The sequence below is a fragment of the Rhizobium chutanense genome (genome assembly GCF_002531935.1).
GTDB lineage: Bacteria > Pseudomonadota > Alphaproteobacteria > Rhizobiales > Rhizobiaceae > Rhizobium > Rhizobium chutanense.
The window spans coordinates 99,776-116,498 of the sequence record NZ_NWSV01000017.1; the positions used below are offsets into that span (position 1 = coordinate 99,776).

Genomic DNA, 16,723 nt, shown 5'->3' on the forward strand with positions numbered 1-16,723 from the left:
AACGCAAAAACGGCCGGGCAATGCCCGGCCATCTCATGCACGACGTCCGATCGGGAGAGGATCGTCAGCCGATCTTGATCAGCTTGCCTTCTTTGACCGACTGCACCGCGGCATCGGCGAGCGCCAATGCTGCCAGGCCATCGGCGCCGGAGGGCGCAATCTTCGTGCCCTTTTCGATCGCGGCGATGAAGGCGGCGATTTCGTTGGCGTAGGCTTCGGTGTAGCGGGTCATGAAGAAATCATGCAGCGGCGGGCGGGTGTAGCCGTCGCCGTTGGCCACTTCGATCGAGACCGGGCGCTGGTTTTCGGCTGATGCCATGCCCTTGGCGCCATGCACTTCGATGCGCTGGTCGTAGCCATAGGTGGCGCGGCGGGAGTTGGAAATGACGGCCTGCTTGCCGGATTTGGTCTGCAGGATCACCGAGACGCTGTCATAGTCGCCGGCTTCGCCGATCGCCTTGTCGACCAGGACGGCGGCGGTCGCCAGCACCGAGACCGGCTCTTCGCCGAGCAGGAAGCGGGCCATGTCGAAATCGTGGATGGTCATGTCGCGGAAGATGCCGCCCGAGCGCTTGATATAGTCGACCGGCGGGGCGCCGGGGTCGCGCGAGGTGATCGTCACCATTTCGACATCGCCGATCTTGCCGTCGTCGATCACCTTGCGCACCGCCATGAAATGCGGGTCGAAGCGGCGGTTGAAGCCGACCATCAGCTTGGCGCCGGTTTCTTCCACCACCTTGATGCAGGCCTTGACGCGGGCGACATCGAGATCGATCGGCTTTTCGCAGAAGATCGCCTTGCCGGCGCGGGCGAAACGCTCGATCAGGTCGGCATGGGTGTCGGTCGGCGTGCAAATGACGACGGCGTCGATATCCTTGGCGGCCTCGATCGCTTCGATGGTGCGAACCTCGCAGCCATAGGCCGAAGCGATGGCTTCCGCCGCCTGCGGAAAGGCGTCCGCGACGGCAACCAGCGTCGCATTGGCGTCGCCGCTGACGGCCTTGGCGTGAACCTTGCCGATGCGGCCGGCGCCGAGAAGACCAAATCTTACAGTCATTTCAACCTCCCTTGAATTCGGAATAAATGAACCGAATTGCCAAAAATCTGGAATTTTCATTCCATCTTCCATGCGCGGCGTCAAGCCCGCGGCTCTTTCACATTTGCAAGATTCGAACTAAAGAGCAGTGCGACACATGCAAAGCGCAGTGCGACATATCCGACCGCGGAGCAAAGATGCAACTGATCGATCCCAACCATCCGGCATACAGGCGCCTCTGGGTGCGGATTGCCATCGTTGCCGTCTGCTTCGGCTGGGCCGGGGTCGAACTGATCACCGGCGATCCGTTCTGGGCAGTGCTGGCGGGAGGCGCCGGCGCCTATTCCTTCTATATGCTGTTCTGGACCTTCAAGCCGCAGCCTGAGGTCGCCGCGCCGCCTGCCGGGCCCGACGTCGAGGAAGAGCAAGAGGAAACCCCTCAGGCAAAGCCGTCGAAGGACGGGCAGGCGGAATAATCAGCGCAATCGCCGCAGTGCTTCGTCGATCAGTAGATTGGCCAGCATCATGCGCTTCGTCGCATTGTCGCGGAAGGGCAGGGCGACACCGTCGGGGTGATTGGCGCGGGCGAAGGCGCGCCGCTTCTCGCCGAGCGTCAGCGGCGTATCGGCCGCCGAAATTGCAAGCTCGGCGGCGACTTCCTGCGGTGCCGTGCGGGTGAGATGATCCGGCATCACAGGCTCGGGCGGAGCTAAAGGCGCCGGTTTTTCCACAAGCCCGGCGGCGGCGTCGAGATCCAGATTGTCGAAATAGGCCTGGCCCGGGCGTTGCGAGGCGACCGAGACACCCTCCATGACATCGAAGGCCAGCCCCGTGCCGAGGCCGGCGACGCGATGGGCGGCCGGCGCCTCAGCCTCTTCTTCCGTCTCGTCCTCCGCCTTCAGCCGCTCGAGGACTGATTGAAATACCGACTGTCCGAACAGCATCCACCTTCCTTTCGAAGGGTATTAAAAGAGAGCAAGATGGCGCCGGGCTTGTCGCCCGAAAACCGCATACGCTTTTAGCCGGCCTGCTTCAGGCTCTCCTCGAGGATAATGTCATAAAGCAGCCTTGCGCTCGGCGGCAGCGCCCTCTCCTTGGCGGCGATCAGGCTGTAGGGCTTGACGTTGATGTCGAAATCGATCGGCAGCATGCGCACGTCGGAGGCCTTGGCGCCCTGGCCGGCGAGGAACTGGGCGACGTCGATGGCAACGGGGGCGATCGCATCGGTTTCGCAGATGACCGCGCAGGTGAGCAACAGCGATGAGGTGTTGACGATATTCTCCGGCAGCGCCACGCCGCGCGACAGGAAAATATCCTCGATCGTCCGGCGCAGCAGCGTGCCCGGCGGCTGGAACACCCAGTCGTAATCGCGGACGTCGGAGAGGCTGCTCGCCTTCTGCTTCAGCAGCGGATGGCTCTTGCGCACGATCAGGCAGGCCCGCTCGACGCCGATTTCGGTCACTTCGAACAGGCGCGGGTTGAGATCGTCGGGAATGCGGCCGATGATGAAGTCGTGGCGGGCGGCGAGCAGCTCGCGCGCCAGCACGTTGCTGGTCTCCACCTGAATGTTGATCTCGATGCCGGGATATGCCTTGCGCACCCTGTTGATCGCCGGCACGACGAGGCTCATGGCCGGCGCCGTCACCGCGCCGATGAAGACCGCGCCGCCCTTGCCGCTCTTCAGCTCGCCGATTTCGCGGCTCGCCTCGCGCAGTTCCAGCAGGATCTTCCGCGCCCGTCTGGCGAGCGCCGCGCCGAAGGTCGTCAGCACCACGCCGCGGGCCACCCGCTCATAGAGCTGGGTCTTGGTGATCGATTCCATTTCCGACAGCATGCGCGATGCGGCGGGCTGCGAAATGTTCAGGACTTCCGCAGCTGCGGAAATCTGTCCACTATCTTCGATTGCGACGATCATCCGCAGGTGATTCAGTTTAAGTCCTGCACGCAAAAGGTTGTCATCGCCGAAATTGTCACTGGCGATATCGACGTGGTCCATCGAAATGGGCTCGGAAACGATCGTCATGGTTGCAGCCTCCCCACTGCGCTCCATCAAAAGTAATACTTTTTAACGATATACCAAAATTGTTATGCACATTACCAGTTATTCTATTTGACAGTTATAGGAATCCATACCAGTTTGCCGCCGTGTGCTGGTTGGCACTCAACACGTGTGAGATCGTGGAGGAGACCTACTTCGTTTCTCACCATCTGAAGTAACTATCCAATACGGAACCTGCCACAGTTTCGGGGCGGGCGATTTTTCGTCCGCTGCTCTATTAACAAGGGAGAGAGAAATGAAATCCATTATCTCATTGATGGCTGCGGCTGCCTTCGGCGTCGCTTCGTTCGTTGCACCGGCTATGGCCGCGGATAAGGGCACCGTCGGCATTGCCATGCCGACCAAGGCTTCTGCCCGCTGGATCGACGACGGCAACAACATCGTCAAGCAGCTGCAGGCCGCCGGTTACGGCACCGACCTGCAGTATGGCGACGACGACATTCCGAACCAGCTTTCGCAGATCGAAAACATGGTCACGAAGGGCGTCAAGGTTCTCGTCATCGCTTCGATCGACGGCACCACGCTTTCCGACGTTCTCCAGAAGGCACACGACGCCGGCATCAAGGTCATCGCTTATGACCGTCTGATCCGCGATTCGGGCAACGTCGACTACTACGCAACCTTCGACAACTTCCAGGTCGGCGTTCTGCAGGCCGGCTCCATCGTTGACGGCCTCGGCCTCAAGGATGGCAAGGGTCCGTTCAACATCGAACTCTTCGGCGGTTCGCCGGACGACAACAACGCCTTCTTCTTCTATGATGGCGCCATGTCCGTCCTGCAGCCCTACATCGACTCGGGCAAGCTGGTCGTGAAGTCCGGCCAGACCGGCATGGACAAGGTCGGCACGCTGCGTTGGGATCCGGCAACGGCCCAGGCCCGCATGGACAACCTGCTCTCGGCCAACTACACCGATGCCAAGGTCGATGCCGTCCTGTCTCCCTATGACGGTCTGTCGATCGGTATCATCTCCTCGCTGAAGGGCGTTGGTTACGGTACGGCTGCTCAGCCGCTGCCGATCGTCACCGGCCAGGACGCTGAAATCCCGTCGGTCAAGTCGATCATTGCTGGCGAACAGCACTCGACGATCTTCAAGGACACCCGCGAACTCGCCAAGGTCACTGTTGCCATGGTCGATGCCGTCATGTCCGGCAAGGAGCCTGAGGTCAACGACACCAAGACCTACGACAACGGCGTCAAGGTCGTTCCGTCCTATCTGCTGAAGCCGGTTGCCGTCGACAAGACCAACTACAAGCAGATCCTGGTCGACAGCGGTTACTACACCGAAGACAAGCTGAAGTAAGTTGAACAGGAGGCCGGGGCCCGCGCTTGCGGGTTCCGGCCTTCGATTTTATGATGACCCATCCATTAAATGGCTGGGGGCGCTGGAACTTTGACTATGGACAACACCATCCTCGAAATGCGGAGCATCACCAAGACGTTCCCGGGCGTGAAGGCGCTGGAGAACGTGAACCTCAAGGTTCGCAAGGGTGAAATTCACGCATTGGTCGGCGAAAACGGGGCCGGCAAATCGACCCTGATGAAAGTCCTATCGGGCGTTTATCCCACCGGAAGTTATGACGGCGACATCGTCTATGAAGGCGAGACGCGCAACTTCAAGGCGCTGAGGGACTCCGAAGAAATCGGCATCGTCATCATTCACCAGGAACTGGCGCTGGTGCCGTTGCTGTCGATCGGCGAAAACATCTTCCTCGGCAACGAGAACGCCAAGAGCGGCGTCATCAGCTGGGACGAGACCTTCAACCGCACCAAGCAGCTGCTCAAGAAAGTCGGCCTGTCCGAATCTCCGAACACTTTGGTGACCGATATCGGCGTCGGCAAGCAGCAGCTGGTCGAGATCGCCAAGGCGCTGTCGAAGAGCGTCAAGCTGCTCATCCTCGACGAGCCCACCGCCTCGCTCAACGAAAGCGATTCCGACGCGCTGCTCATGCTGCTGATGGAGTTCCGCAAGCAGGGCATCACCTCGATCATCATTTCCCACAAGCTGAACGAGATCCGCAAGGTCGCCGACCAGATCACCGTCCTGCGCGACGGCATGACCGTCAAGACGCTCGACTGTCACGCCGACGAGATCAGCGAAGACATCATCATCCGCAACATGGTCGGCCGCGATCTCGAGGACCGCTATCCACCGCGTTCGGTGCCGATCGGCGAAACCATTCTCGAAGTGAAGAACTGGAACGCCTATCACCAGCAGCACCGCGACCGTCAGGTCCTGCACAATATCAACGTCACCGTCCGCAAGGGCGAAGTCGTCGGTATCGCCGGGCTGATGGGGGCAGGGCGCACCGAATTCGCCATGAGCCTGTTCGGCAAGTCCTATGGCCACAAGATCTCGGGCGAGGCGCTGATGCACGGCAAGCCGGTCGACGTCAGCACCGTGCGCAAGGCGATCGACGCCGGTCTCGCCTACGTCACCGAAGACCGCAAGCAGCTCGGCCTCGTGCTCAACGACACGATCCTGCACAATACGACGCTCGTCAATCTGAAGGCGGTGTCGAATGCCTCGGTCATCGACAGCGTCAAGGAATCGCGGGTGGCGACCGACTATCGCTCGAAGTTGCGCATCCGCTCTTCAAGCATCTTCCAGGAGACGGTCAATCTGTCCGGCGGCAACCAGCAGAAGGTGGTGCTGTCGAAGTGGCTGTTTTCCAATCCCGATATTTTGATCCTCGACGAGCCGACGCGCGGCATCGACGTTGGCGCAAAATACGAAATCTATACTATCATCAACCAGCTTGCCGCCGATGGAAAGGGCGTTCTGATGATCTCGTCGGAAATGCCCGAACTGCTTGGCACGTGTGACCGCATCTACGTGATGAACGAAGGACGCATCGTCGCGGAACTGCCGAAGGGAGAAGCAAGCCAGGAAACCATCATGCGCGCTATCATGCGCTCAGGGGAGAAGAAACAATGACGCCGATCAATCAACCCATCGCTGAGCAGGGGCGTGTCGTCTCCATCGGAGACTATATTCGCGGCAACATCCGCGAATACGGCATGTTCATCGCGCTCATCGCGATCATGGTGTTCTTCCAGTTCTCGACCGGTGGCGTTCTCTTCAGGCCGCTCAACCTGACCAACATCATTCTGCAGAACTCCTTCATCGTCATCATGGCGCTCGGCATGCTGCTGGTCATCGTCGCCGGCCATATCGATCTCTCGGTCGGCTCGGTCGTCGGCTTCATCGGCGCCATCGCCGGCGTGATGACGGTGCAGTGGCACACCAACTATGTCCTGGCCGGTATCGTCTGCCTTGCCATGGGGGCGGTTGTCGGCGGCGTTCAGGGCTATTTCGTCGCCTATCACAAGATCCCGTCCTTCATCGTCACGCTCGCCGGCATGCTGGTCTTCCGCGGCCTGACGCTGTTCGTGATGACGGCATCCGGCACCGGCACCAGCATCGGCCCTTTCCCGCCGGAGTTCCAGCTGATCAGCATCGGCTTCCTGCCGAACCTCTTCGATATGGGCGGCATCAACTCGACCTCGATCATCCTGACCGTCATCGGCGCCGTCACGCTCTTCTATATGGCTTGGCGCAAGCGTCTTTCGAACGAGAAGCATGGCAATGATGTCGAGCCCATGTTCTTCTTCCTCGTCCAGAACGGCATTGTCGCGCTCGCGGTTCTCGGGCTCGGCCTCCAGCTGTCGATCTATCGCGGCTTCCCGAACGTGCTTGTCGTCATGCTCGTCCTCGTCGCCGCCTATGCCTTCATCACCCGTCGCACGACCATCGGCCGGCGCATCTACGCCATGGGCGGCAACGAGAAGGCGACCAAGCTTTCCGGTATCAACACCGAGCGGCTGACCTTCCTGACCTTCGCCAATATGGGTCTGCTTGCCGGCCTGGCTGGCCTCATCGTGGCGCTGCGCCTCAACTCGGCGACCGCCAAGGGCGGTTTCGGTCTCGAGCTCGACGTCATCGCGGCCTGCTTCATCGGCGGCGCATCGGCCCAGGGCGGCGTCGGCAAGGTGACCGGTGCCGTTATCGGCGCGCTTATCATGGGCATCATGAACAACGGCATGTCGATCCACGGCCTCGGCACCGACTCGCAGCAGATGGTCAAGGGCGCGGTGCTTCTCGCCGCCGTGTTCTTCGACGTCTACAACAAGAACAAGGGCTGAGCGCCTAAGCGCAGCCCGGGCATTCGCAGTCATATGAATGATGGATTCCGGCTCCCGTGGGAGCCGGACAGGCGGAGCTTTTTCTCAAGCCTCGCCGAAACGAGAAGGATTGAAGTCGTGCTTATTTCCCAGATCAAGGGTGCCAACGGAGAGATCGTCGTCGCCGTGCGCGAGCAGGGCGGCGCGGCCAGGTCGGTCAACAATGCCGGCAGCGTCTATGCGCTGGCGATGGAAGCCGCCGACGGCGGCAAGTCGCTTGCCGCTGTCATCGAGGCCCATGGTTACGGCGATGCCGTCGATCTCGAAAAGGCCTATGCGGAAGGCCGTTTCCTGCCGCCGATCACCCATCCGGACGCCGCCCACCTGCATCTCACCGGCACCGGCCTGACACATCTGGGATCGGCGGCAACGCGCGATTCCATGCACAAGAAGACCAGCGAGGCGGCCGAGGAAACGCTGACCGACTCGATGAAGATGTTCAAGATGGGCCTGGAGAACGGCAAGCCGAAGGCGGGCGAAAAGGGCGTGCAGCCCGAATGGTTCTACAAGGGCAACGGTTATGGCACGGCCGCCCCCGGCGCGCCGCTCGTCTCGCCCTCCTTCGCGCTCGACGGCGGCGAAGAGCCTGAAATGGCCGGCATCTATGTGATCGCCAAGGACGGCTCGCCGTTCCGCATCGGCTTTGCCCTGTCGAACGAGTTTTCGGACCACGTCACCGAGCGGATCAACTATCTCTATCTGGCCCACTCGAAACTGCGCCCGGCCGCCTATGGTCCGGAAATCCGCATCGGCGCCGCCCCCGACGATATTCGCGGCACTTCGCGCATCAAACGCGGCGACAAGGTGATCTTCGAAAAGCCCTTCCTGTCGGGCGAGGCGAACATGTCGCACACCTTCGCCAATCTCGAATATCACCATTTCAAATACGGCATCTTCCGTGTCCCGGGCGATGTGCATGTCCATATGTTCGGCACGGCGACGCTGTCCTTTGCCGACGGCATCAAGGCGGAAGAGGGCGATGTCTTCGAAATCGAAGTCGCCGAATTCGGCCTGGCGCTGCGCAATCCGCTGAAGGTGGCCGCCGAAGAAGAGATCGCCGTCACGCAGCTCTGATTTTCCATAGACGGTAGAGGAGGCTTGTTCAGCCCATGACCATTTATCAAAACCTGATCGCCGGCGAATGGGTCGGCACCGACGCGACGAAGAACATCAACCCGTCCGATACGAACGAAGTCGTCGGCCTCTATGCCGACGGCAGCGCCGAGGACACCAAGAACGCCATCGCCGCCGCCAAGGCCGCCTTTCCGGCCTGGTCGCGCTCCGGCATCTGGGAACGCCACGTCATCCTGAAGAAGGCCGGCGACGAGATCATGGCGCGCAAGGACGAACTCGGCGCGCTGCTCGCCCGCGAGGAAGGCAAGACCCTGCCGGAGGCCACCGGCGAAGTCATCCGCGCCTCGCAGATTTTCGAATTCTTTGCAGGCGAGGCGCTCAGGCTGGCCGGCGAGGTCATCCCGTCGGTTCGCCCGAATATCGGCGTCGAAATCACCCGAGAGGGCCTCGGCGTTATCGGCATCATCACGCCGTGGAACTTCCCGATCGCCATTCCCGCCTGGAAGATCGCCCCGGCGCTCTGCTACGGCAACACCATCGTCTTCAAGCCGGCCGAACTGGTGCCGGCTTGCTCCTGGGCGATCGTCGATATCCTGAACCGCGCCGGGCTGCCGAAGGGCGTCCTGAACCTCGTCATGGGCAAGGGCTCGGTGGTCGGCCAGGCCATGCTCGAAAGCCCCGACGTTCACGGCATCACCTTCACCGGCTCCACCGGCACTGGCCGGCGGGTCGCCGCCGCCTCCATCGAGCATAACCGCAAGTTCCAGCTCGAGATGGGCGGCAAGAACCCGATGGTCGTGCTCGACGATGCCGATCTTTCCGTCGCCGTCGAAGCCGCCGCCAATTCCGGCTTCTTCTCCACCGGCCAGCGCTGCACCGCCTCGTCGCGCCTCATCGTCACCGAAGGCATCCACGACAAGTTCGTCGCGGCGCTGACCGACAAGCTGAAGACGCTTGTCGTCGACAATGCGCTGAAGGCCGGCACCCATATCGGCCCGGTCGTCGATGAGCGGCAGTTGAAGACCGATACCGATTATATCGAGATCGGCAAAAAGGAAGGCGCCAAGCTCGCCTTCGGCGGCGAACTCGTCTCCCGCGACACGCCCGGCTTCTATCTGCAGCCGACGCTGTTTACCGAAGCGACCAACCAGATGCGCATTTCGCGCGAGGAGATCTTCGGCCCCGTGGTCTCGGTGATCCGCGCTAGAGATTACGACGAGGCGCTCGCCATCGCCAACGACACGCCGTTCGGCCTTTCTGCCGGCATCGCCACAACAAGCCTGAAACATGCGACGCATTTCAAGCGCAATTCGGAAGCCGGCATGGTGATGGTCAACCTGCCGACGGCCGGCGTCGATTTCCACGTTCCGTTCGGCGGCCGCAAGGGTTCGTCCTACGGTCCGCGCGAGCAGGGCAAGTACGCTGCCGAATTCTACACAACCGTCAAAACAGCCTACACGCTGGCTTAAAACAAAGGGCGATGATCCGGGCCGTACGAGGCGGCCCGGCAATCACTTGAAGGACAGAGACGATGAAAAAGAAAGCCGAATGGCCGCGCAGGCTGAGGTCGCAGGAATGGTATGGCGGCACGAGCCGCGACGTGATCTATCACCGCGGCTGGCTTAAAAACCAGGGATACCCGCACGACCTGTTCGACGGCCGGCCGGTGATCGGCATCCTCAACACCTGGTCGGATATGACCCCGTGCAACGGTCATCTGAGAGAACTCGCCGAGAAGGTGAAGGCGGGCGTATGGGAAGCCGGCGGATTCCCGCTCGAGGTGCCGGTGTTCTCGGCATCGGAAAACACTTTCCGCCCGACCGCGATGATGTACCGCAACCTGGCGGCACTCGCAGTCGAGGAAGCGATCCGCGGCCAGCCGATGGATGGCTGCGTGCTGCTCGTCGGCTGCGACAAGACCACGCCGTCGCTGCTGATGGGGGCTGCCTCCTGCGACCTGCCGTCGATCGTCGTCACCGGCGGTCCGATGCTGAACGGCTATTTCCGCGGCGAGCGCGTCGGCTCCGGCACGCATCTCTGGAAATTCTCCGAAATGGTGAAGGCCGGCGAGATGACGCAGGCCGAATTCCTCGAGGCCGAGGCGTCGATGAGCCGCTCGTCGGGCACCTGCAACACGATGGGCACGGCCTCCACCATGGCATCTATGGCCGAAGCGCTCGGTATGGCGCTGTCCGGCAATGCCGCGATCCCGGGTGTCGATTCCCGCCGCAAGGTGATGGCGCAGCTCACCGGCCGCCGTATCGTGCAGATGGTCAAGGCCGACCTGAAGCCCTCCGAGATCATGACGAAGCAGGCCTTCGAGAACGCCATCCGCACCAATGCGGCGATCGGCGGATCGACCAACGCCGTCATCCATTTGCTTGCGATTGCCGGCCGTGTCGGCATCGATCTGTCGCTCGACGATTGGGACCGCTGCGGCCGCGACGTGCCCACCATCGTCAACCTGATGCCGTCGGGCAAATACCTGATGGAAGAGTTCTTCTACGCCGGCGGCCTGCCGGTCGTGCTGAAGCGCCTTGGCGAGGCCGGCCTTCTGCACAAGGATGCGCTGACGGTCTCCGGCGAAACCGTCTGGGACGAGGTCAAGGACGTCGTCAACTGGAACGAGGATGTCATCCTACCGGCTGAAAAGGCGCTGACCTCCTCGGGCGGCATCGTCGTTCTGCGCGGCAACCTCGCCCCGAAGGGCGCGGTGCTGAAGCCTTCGGCCGCCTCGCCACATCTCTTGGTGCACAAGGGCAGGGCCGTGGTGTTCGAGGATATCGACGACTACAAGGCCAAGATCAACGACGATAACCTCGACATCGACGAAACCTGCATCATGGTCATGAAGAACTGTGGGCCGAAGGGCTATCCGGGCATGGCCGAAGTCGGCAACATGGGGCTGCCGCCCAAGGTGCTGAAGAAGGGCATCCTCGACATGGTGCGCATCTCCGATGCCCGCATGTCCGGAACGGCCTATGGCACCGTCGTGCTGCACACCTCGCCGGAAGCCGCCGTCGGCGGACCGCTGGCGGTCGTGAAGAACGGCGACATGATCGAGCTCGACGTGCCGAACCGCCGCCTGCATCTCGACATATCAGACGAGGAATTGGCGCGCCGTCTCGCCGAGTGGCAGCCGAACCACGATCTGCCCAAATCAGGCTATGCCTTCCTGCATCAGCAGCATGTCGAAGGCGCAGACACCGGCGCCGACCTCGACTTCCTCAAGGGATGTCGCGGAAACGCTGTCGGCAAGGACAGCCACTGACTGGGTAAACCAGGATTGGAAATCGATGAAAGGCGGGGCACACCCCGCCTTTCTCTTTGCGCTTGTTCAATAAAAAAATGGTATTATATTCTGTACAAATGTACAGGAGATATGGTCATGTCTAAGACCGTCGGCGCAGCCGAGTTCAAGGCGAAATGTCTGAACCTTATCGATCAGATGGCGAAGGACGACGAATCTATCGTCATTACCAAGCGCGGCAAGCCAGTTGCCGTGCTTTCGCCGGCACCTCACACCCGCGGACGCAGCAGTATCATCGGCGCGATGAAGGGCAGCGTATTGCGTTATGACGATCCGCTGTCTCCGGCAGTCGAACCAGAGGATTGGGACGTCCTCCGTTGATCGTCATCGATACGCACATCCTCGTCTGGGCGATGCAGGATGATGCGCGCCTCGGTTCACAAGCCCGGCGCATCATCGACGAGATGACGGAGAAAAGCCGCATCCTGATTTCGGCGATTACACCTTGGGAAATCGCCATGCTCGTGCAGAAGGGGCGCCTGGCGCTCGGCGACGATGTCGGGCGATGGATCGATAGCGCTCTGTCGCTGCCCGGGCTTCAGCTTGCGCCGATTGAGCCTTCCATCGCGATAGACAGCGTTCGGCTGCCCGGCGAGTTTCATGCCGACCCCGCGGATCGTATCATCGCTGCCACGGCCCGGTTCCATCGCGTGCCGTTGCTGACGGCGGATCAAGCAATCCTCCGCTATGGAGCGCGCGGTCATCTCCAGGTTCTTGCGGCTGGATAGATGCGGCTTCCCGCCCTCGCTCAGCTCTGGCTCTGGCTTTGCATTTGGCCGCTGTCTTCTACCTTCACCATGACCGACAGCGTTTCGCCCGGTGTGCCGATGCGCATGCCTGAAATCGGCGCGGCGTCGCGGTAGCAGAGGCCGGAGGCGATCCTGACGTAACGGGCATCCGGGCAGATCTCGTTGGCGGGATCGAAGCCGACCCAGCCGAGGCCGGGAATATGGGCTTCGGCCCAGGCGTGGGTTGCTGCCTGTTCGACCTTTTCCGCCATCATCAGATAGCCTGAGACGTAACGGGCCGGCACCTGCAGAGCGCGGGCGGCAGCAATGAAGATGTGGGCGTGATCCTGACAGACGCCGCTCTTTTTCTCCAGCGCCTGCTCGGCCGTCGTTGCGGTATCGCTGGTGCCGGGCTTGTAATCGACCGTCGCGTGGATCGCCGCCATCAGCGCATGCATGCGGGCAAGCTCGTTATCGCCGGCGACACTCTTGACGAGTTCCTTGACCAGCTTGCCGCCCTTGGTCAGCGGCGTTTCGCGCAGAAAGAGCCAGAGCGGGCAGAAGCCGGTGTGCGGGCCGGTGACGCCGTTATTGTCGGCCGTCTCGACTTCGCCTTCGGCGAGAATACGGGTCACGTGCTGCGCGCCTTCCAGCGAGACCAGATTGACGTGGTTGCCGTATTGGTCGTCATATTCCACTTCGGGCGTGGCGCCCTCGACGTTCAGCGACCAGCCGAGCACCTTCTGGGCGGCCGATGTCGGCGGCGTCAGCCTGAGGCGCTGGAGCGAGAATTGCGCCGGTTCGTCGTAGCGGTATTCGGTGAGGTGGCTGATCTTCAGTCTCATGTTCTGATCCGCTTAAACGTAGAACCGGTAGCCGTCGGAAATCTCGGCGCCGAGCTGGTTGTTGCGCGAGACGAAATCCTCGAGGAACTCGTGCAGGCCCTGATCCATGATGTCGCGGATCGCTCTGGTCTGCAGCGTGGTGCGGATCGCATCGGCGGTATCGTGGGCGGGCAGCCGCGCCTCATAATCCTGGGCGAGATAACCGAGATTGCTGACAATCTTCTCGTAGCAATAGGCGAGCGAGCGCGGCATCTGCACATTGAGGGTCAGGAAGTCGGCGATGTTCATCGCCCGGTATTCGCCATCATAGGCCCAGCTATAGGCACGGTGCGCGGAGACCGAGCGCAAGATCGATTCCCACTGCACGTTGTCGAGCGAGGAGCCGACCGCCGAGACCGAGGGCAGCAGCACGTAATATTTCACGTCGAGGATGCGGCTGGTATTGTCGGCGCGCTCGATGAAGGTGCCGATGCGGGCGAAATTATAGAGCTCGTTGCGCAGCGTCGAGCCATGAAAGGCGCCGCGGATGAGGCCGGCACGGCGCTTGATGACGTCGATCACTTCGGGTAGGTCGGCGGCCTTGACGCGTTTTTCGAGCAGGGCCTTCAGCTCGATCCAGCATTCGTTGGTCGCTTCCCAGGTCTCGCGTGTCAGCGCGGTGCGCACCATGCGGGCATTGTTGCGGCCGGACTCGATGCAGGACATGACGCTCGACGGATTGGCGCGATCGCGCAGGAGATAGTCGATCGCTTCGGCGTTGGTCAGCTTCGTGCGGCTCTCGTCATAAGCCTCACGCACGCCGGCACTTTGCAGCACGCCGTCCCAATTGTCGTCGCCGGCGCTGCTGCGGGTGAGCGACATACGCAGCCCGGCATCGACCAGGCGGGCGATATTTTCGGCGCGCTCGATGTAACGGAACATCCAGTAAAGGCCGTTTGCAGTTCTTCCGAGCATCAGTCCTCCAATACCCAGGTGTCTTTGGTGCCGCCGCCCTGGCTGGAATTGACCACGAGCGAACCCTGCTTCAGCGCGACGCGGGTGAGCCCGCCCGGAATGATCTGAACCTTGTCGGAGACGAGCACATAGGGGCGCAGATCGACATGGCGCGGCGCAATGCCCTTGTTGACGAGGATCGGCACGGTGGAGAGCGACAGCGTCGGCTGGGCGATATAATTATTCGGCTTGGCTTTCAGCTTCTCGGCGAAATCGGCACGTTCTTTCTTGGAGGCCGTCGGTCCCACCAGCATGCCGTAGCCGCCGGAACCGTGCACTTCCTTGACGACCAGCTCTTCGAGGTGTTCGAGCACGTATTTCAGGCTTGATGCTTCCGAACAGCGCCAGGTCGGCACGTTTTCAAGCAGCGCCTTGCTGCCGGTGTAGAATTCGACGATTTCCGGCATGTAGGAATAGATCGCCTTGTCGTCGCATATGCCGGTGCCGGGCGCGTTGGCAATGGTGATATTGCCGGAGCGGTAGACATCCATGATGCCGGGAATGCCGAGGGCCGAATCGGGCCGGAAGGTCAGCGGATCGAGGAAATCGTCGTCGACGCGGCGGTAGAGCACGTCGATCGCCTCGTAGCCGCGGGTCGTGCGCATCTTCACCTTGCCGTCGATGACGCGCAGATCCGAGCCTTCGACCAGCTCGACGCCCATCATGTCGGCGAGGAAGGAATGCTCGTAATAGGCCGAATTGTAGATGCCGGGGGTCAGCACCGCGACGCGCGGCTTGCCGGTGCAGCCGGGAGGCGCGAGCGAGGCGAGGCTCTGGCGCAGTAGGTAAGGATAGTCCTCGACGCGCTGCACCTTGTTCTCGTGGAAGAGCTCCGGGAACATCTGCATCATGGTTTCCCGGTTTTCCAGCATGTAGCTGACGCCGGAAGGCGTGCGGGCATTATCCTCAAGCACGTAGAACTGGTCCTCGCCGGTGCGCACGATGTCCGTGCCGACGATATGGGTGTAGACGCCGCCGGGCGGGCGGAAGCCGATCATCTCCGACAGGAAGGCGACGTTGTTTTCGATCAGCTCGCGCGGAACGCGCCCGGCACGGATGATCTCCTGCTTGTGATAGATATCATCCAGAAAGGCGTTGAGCGCGATCACCCGCTGCTCGATGCCCTGGGCGAGTTTGCGCCATTCGCGGGCGGAGATAATGCGGGGAATGATGTCGAAAGGGATGAGCTTTTCGGAGCTGTCGGCATGGCCGTAAACCGCGAAGGTGATGCCGGTCTTCCGGAAGATGTTTTCCGCATCGCGGGACTTGGCAATCAGATGCGACCGGTCTTGGCTGTTGTACCACTCGAAATATTTTTCATAAGGCGGGCGAGGATTTTCGTCCCCGGTAATCATTTCATCAAATGCCAAAGGTGCGGCTCCCCTTTTTTGTTCATTTGAATACAACGCAAATTGCAATGCAAGAACCATGCGCAGTTCGAGGAAAAGATTTTGCATTGCGGGAAAGGGATGAAAATCCGAGCATTCGAGCCGGGGTGGCGCGGCGGGGAGGGTGGTCACTCTGCCGGAGCTGCGCAAAATGTGGGCAGGAGATGGTTTTTCGGTCAAGCGGTTTAAAGGGCGCATGCGCTTCCTCCCTCATTCCTGTGCCTGTCACAGGAATCCAGCCACCGCGCGTCTGCGCGGTGAATGACTCTGTGACGATTGAAGAGAGTCTCCCGCGCCCAAGGACTTGGGCGCACTGGATCCCTGTGACATCCCTCGGGCAAAGCCCGAGGAAGGGAATGAGCGACTATCTGGGTTGTCAAGTTGCATATTCGAATTCTCTTCGCGCATCTCGTGTTTTTGCATTGAGAATGACGAGCAGTTTTCGGGCGAGCGCGATGCGGATGACCATTTTCGGTTTGCCGCTGCTTTGCAACCTTTGCTGGAAGGCGGACAGGTGCGGATCGTATTTGGCTGCGATGGCGGCGACCAGGAACAGGATGCCGCGCGGTCCGGCGCGACCACCGCGCACCGGCCGGTGGCCGCTGCGCTTGCCGCTGTCGTTGGCGATCGGGGCCAAGCCGGTCCGCTTGGCGATCGCCTTGCTGGAGAGGCACCCGATCTCGGGCAGCTCGGCCATCAGCCGGGCAACGGTGCGCGAGGCCACACCCTGGACCGAGCGCAGAGCCCGGGCGAGGCAGGCCCAGAGCGGGTCGTCGTCGCTCATCGAGGCGATCTCGCCTTCGAGCGAGCGGCTCTGGCGCACCAGCAGCGCAATCACCTCGTTGAGGCTGGCGACGATCTCCATGTCGCTGGCCGCACTGCGGCGCTGCTTCTGGACGGTCAGGTCGCCGGTGACCTGGCTCAGCCGCGCCACCAGCGCCGCCAGGCGCATCTGCGCCGCTTTCGGCGGCGGCATGGCCGACTGCCGCCTGACCTCGGCAAAATGGGCGATCATTTCGGCGTCGATGCGATCGGTCTTTTCCAGAAAGCCCATCGCCTCGGCGAAGTGGCGCACCTGACGCGGATTGGCCAGCGCGCAGGCGATCCC

General features: G+C 61.5%; 16 protein-coding genes. 9 read left to right on the forward strand and 7 right to left on the reverse strand.

Annotated elements, in window-relative coordinates:
* Positions 1 to 64: 64 nt before the first annotated feature.
* On the reverse strand, positions 65 to 1,057 hold the full coding sequence (gene iolG / locus CO666_RS22385) for an inositol 2-dehydrogenase (RefSeq protein ID WP_097614378.1): 993 nt from the start codon (positions 1,055 to 1,057) through the stop codon (positions 65 to 67).
* Between the two features lie 176 nt (positions 1,058 to 1,233).
* Between iolG and CO666_RS22390 the strand changes: the two genes are divergently transcribed.
* Entirely contained in the window at positions 1,234 to 1,512 is a 279-nt protein-coding gene (locus tag CO666_RS22390; protein ID WP_097614379.1) for a hypothetical protein, read from the forward strand.
* Here CO666_RS22390 and CO666_RS22395 read toward each other — a convergent pair whose 3' ends face one another.
* Positions 1,513 to 1,980 carry a hypothetical protein gene (locus CO666_RS22395; RefSeq protein ID WP_097614380.1) on the reverse strand — a complete coding sequence of 156 codons (468 nt, stop codon included), beginning with the start codon at positions 1,978 to 1,980 and terminating at the stop codon, positions 1,513 to 1,515.
* Positions 1,981 to 2,054: 74 nt separating this feature from the next.
* Positions 2,055 to 3,059 (reverse strand): LysR family transcriptional regulator, encoded by a 1,005-nt coding sequence (locus CO666_RS22400; protein WP_097614381.1) that lies wholly within the window; start codon positions 3,057 to 3,059, stop codon positions 2,055 to 2,057.
* A 271-nt stretch (positions 3,060 to 3,330) separates the two neighbouring features.
* Here CO666_RS22400 and chvE point away from each other — a divergent pair, with 271 nt between their 5' ends.
* The 8 genes from chvE to CO666_RS22440 all read left to right on the forward strand — a co-directional run bounded on the left by chvE (position 3,331) and on the right by CO666_RS22440 (position 12,389).
* Positions 3,331 to 4,395: a multiple monosaccharide ABC transporter substrate-binding protein gene (chvE, locus tag CO666_RS22405; RefSeq protein ID WP_097614382.1), complete on the forward strand. Its 1,065-nt coding sequence runs from the start codon at positions 3,331 to 3,333 to the stop codon at positions 4,393 to 4,395.
* Positions 4,396 to 4,491: 96 nt separating this feature from the next.
* Positions 4,492 to 6,030: a multiple monosaccharide ABC transporter ATP-binding protein gene (mmsA, locus tag CO666_RS22410; protein ID WP_085738038.1), complete on the forward strand. Its 1,539-nt coding sequence runs from the start codon at positions 4,492 to 4,494 to the stop codon at positions 6,028 to 6,030.
* Positions 6,027 to 7,238, forward strand: a complete 1,212-nt coding sequence (mmsB, locus tag CO666_RS22415) for a multiple monosaccharide ABC transporter permease (RefSeq protein ID WP_097614383.1) — start codon at positions 6,027 to 6,029, stop codon at positions 7,236 to 7,238. The genes mmsA and mmsB overlap by 4 nt, the downstream gene beginning before the upstream one ends.
* A gap of 117 nt (positions 7,239 to 7,355) precedes the next feature.
* Positions 7,356 to 8,351, forward strand: a complete 996-nt coding sequence (gene araD1 / locus CO666_RS22420) for an AraD1 family protein (protein ID WP_097614384.1) — start codon at positions 7,356 to 7,358, stop codon at positions 8,349 to 8,351.
* A 35-nt stretch (positions 8,352 to 8,386) separates the two neighbouring features.
* Positions 8,387 to 9,820: an aldehyde dehydrogenase family protein gene (locus tag CO666_RS22425; protein ID WP_097614385.1), complete on the forward strand. Its 1,434-nt coding sequence runs from the start codon at positions 8,387 to 8,389 to the stop codon at positions 9,818 to 9,820.
* A gap of 62 nt (positions 9,821 to 9,882) precedes the next feature.
* Entirely contained in the window at positions 9,883 to 11,622 is a 1,740-nt protein-coding gene (gene araD, locus CO666_RS22430; RefSeq protein WP_097614386.1) for an L-arabinonate dehydratase, read from the forward strand.
* A gap of 117 nt (positions 11,623 to 11,739) precedes the next feature.
* Positions 11,740 to 11,982, forward strand: coding sequence for a type II toxin-antitoxin system Phd/YefM family antitoxin (locus CO666_RS22435; protein WP_179869744.1), 243 nt, complete (start codon positions 11,740 to 11,742; stop codon positions 11,980 to 11,982).
* Entirely contained in the window at positions 11,979 to 12,389 is a 411-nt protein-coding gene (locus CO666_RS22440; RefSeq protein WP_097614388.1) for a type II toxin-antitoxin system VapC family toxin, read from the forward strand. Before CO666_RS22435 ends, CO666_RS22440 begins: the two co-directional genes overlap by 4 nt.
* A 20-nt stretch (positions 12,390 to 12,409) precedes the next feature.
* Here the strand turns inward: CO666_RS22440 and CO666_RS22445 are convergent, their stop codons facing one another.
* The 4 genes from CO666_RS22445 to CO666_RS22465 form a co-directional block, all read right to left on the reverse strand.
* Positions 12,410 to 13,234 (reverse strand): transglutaminase family protein, encoded by an 825-nt coding sequence (locus CO666_RS22445; RefSeq protein ID WP_097614389.1) that lies wholly within the window; start codon positions 13,232 to 13,234, stop codon positions 12,410 to 12,412.
* Between the two features lie 12 nt (positions 13,235 to 13,246).
* Positions 13,247 to 14,188, reverse strand: coding sequence for an alpha-E domain-containing protein (locus CO666_RS22450; RefSeq protein WP_012484822.1), 942 nt, complete (start codon positions 14,186 to 14,188; stop codon positions 13,247 to 13,249).
* Positions 14,188 to 15,597 carry a circularly permuted type 2 ATP-grasp protein gene (locus CO666_RS22455; RefSeq protein ID WP_097614390.1) on the reverse strand — a complete coding sequence of 470 codons (1,410 nt, stop codon included), beginning with the start codon at positions 15,595 to 15,597 and terminating at the stop codon, positions 14,188 to 14,190. The genes CO666_RS22450 and CO666_RS22455 overlap by 1 nt, the downstream gene beginning before the upstream one ends.
* A 394-nt stretch (positions 15,598 to 15,991) precedes the next feature.
* Positions 15,992 to 16,723, reverse strand: a 732-nt coding sequence (locus CO666_RS22465; RefSeq protein ID WP_097614391.1) for a transposase, incomplete at its 5' end; no start/stop codon positions are given.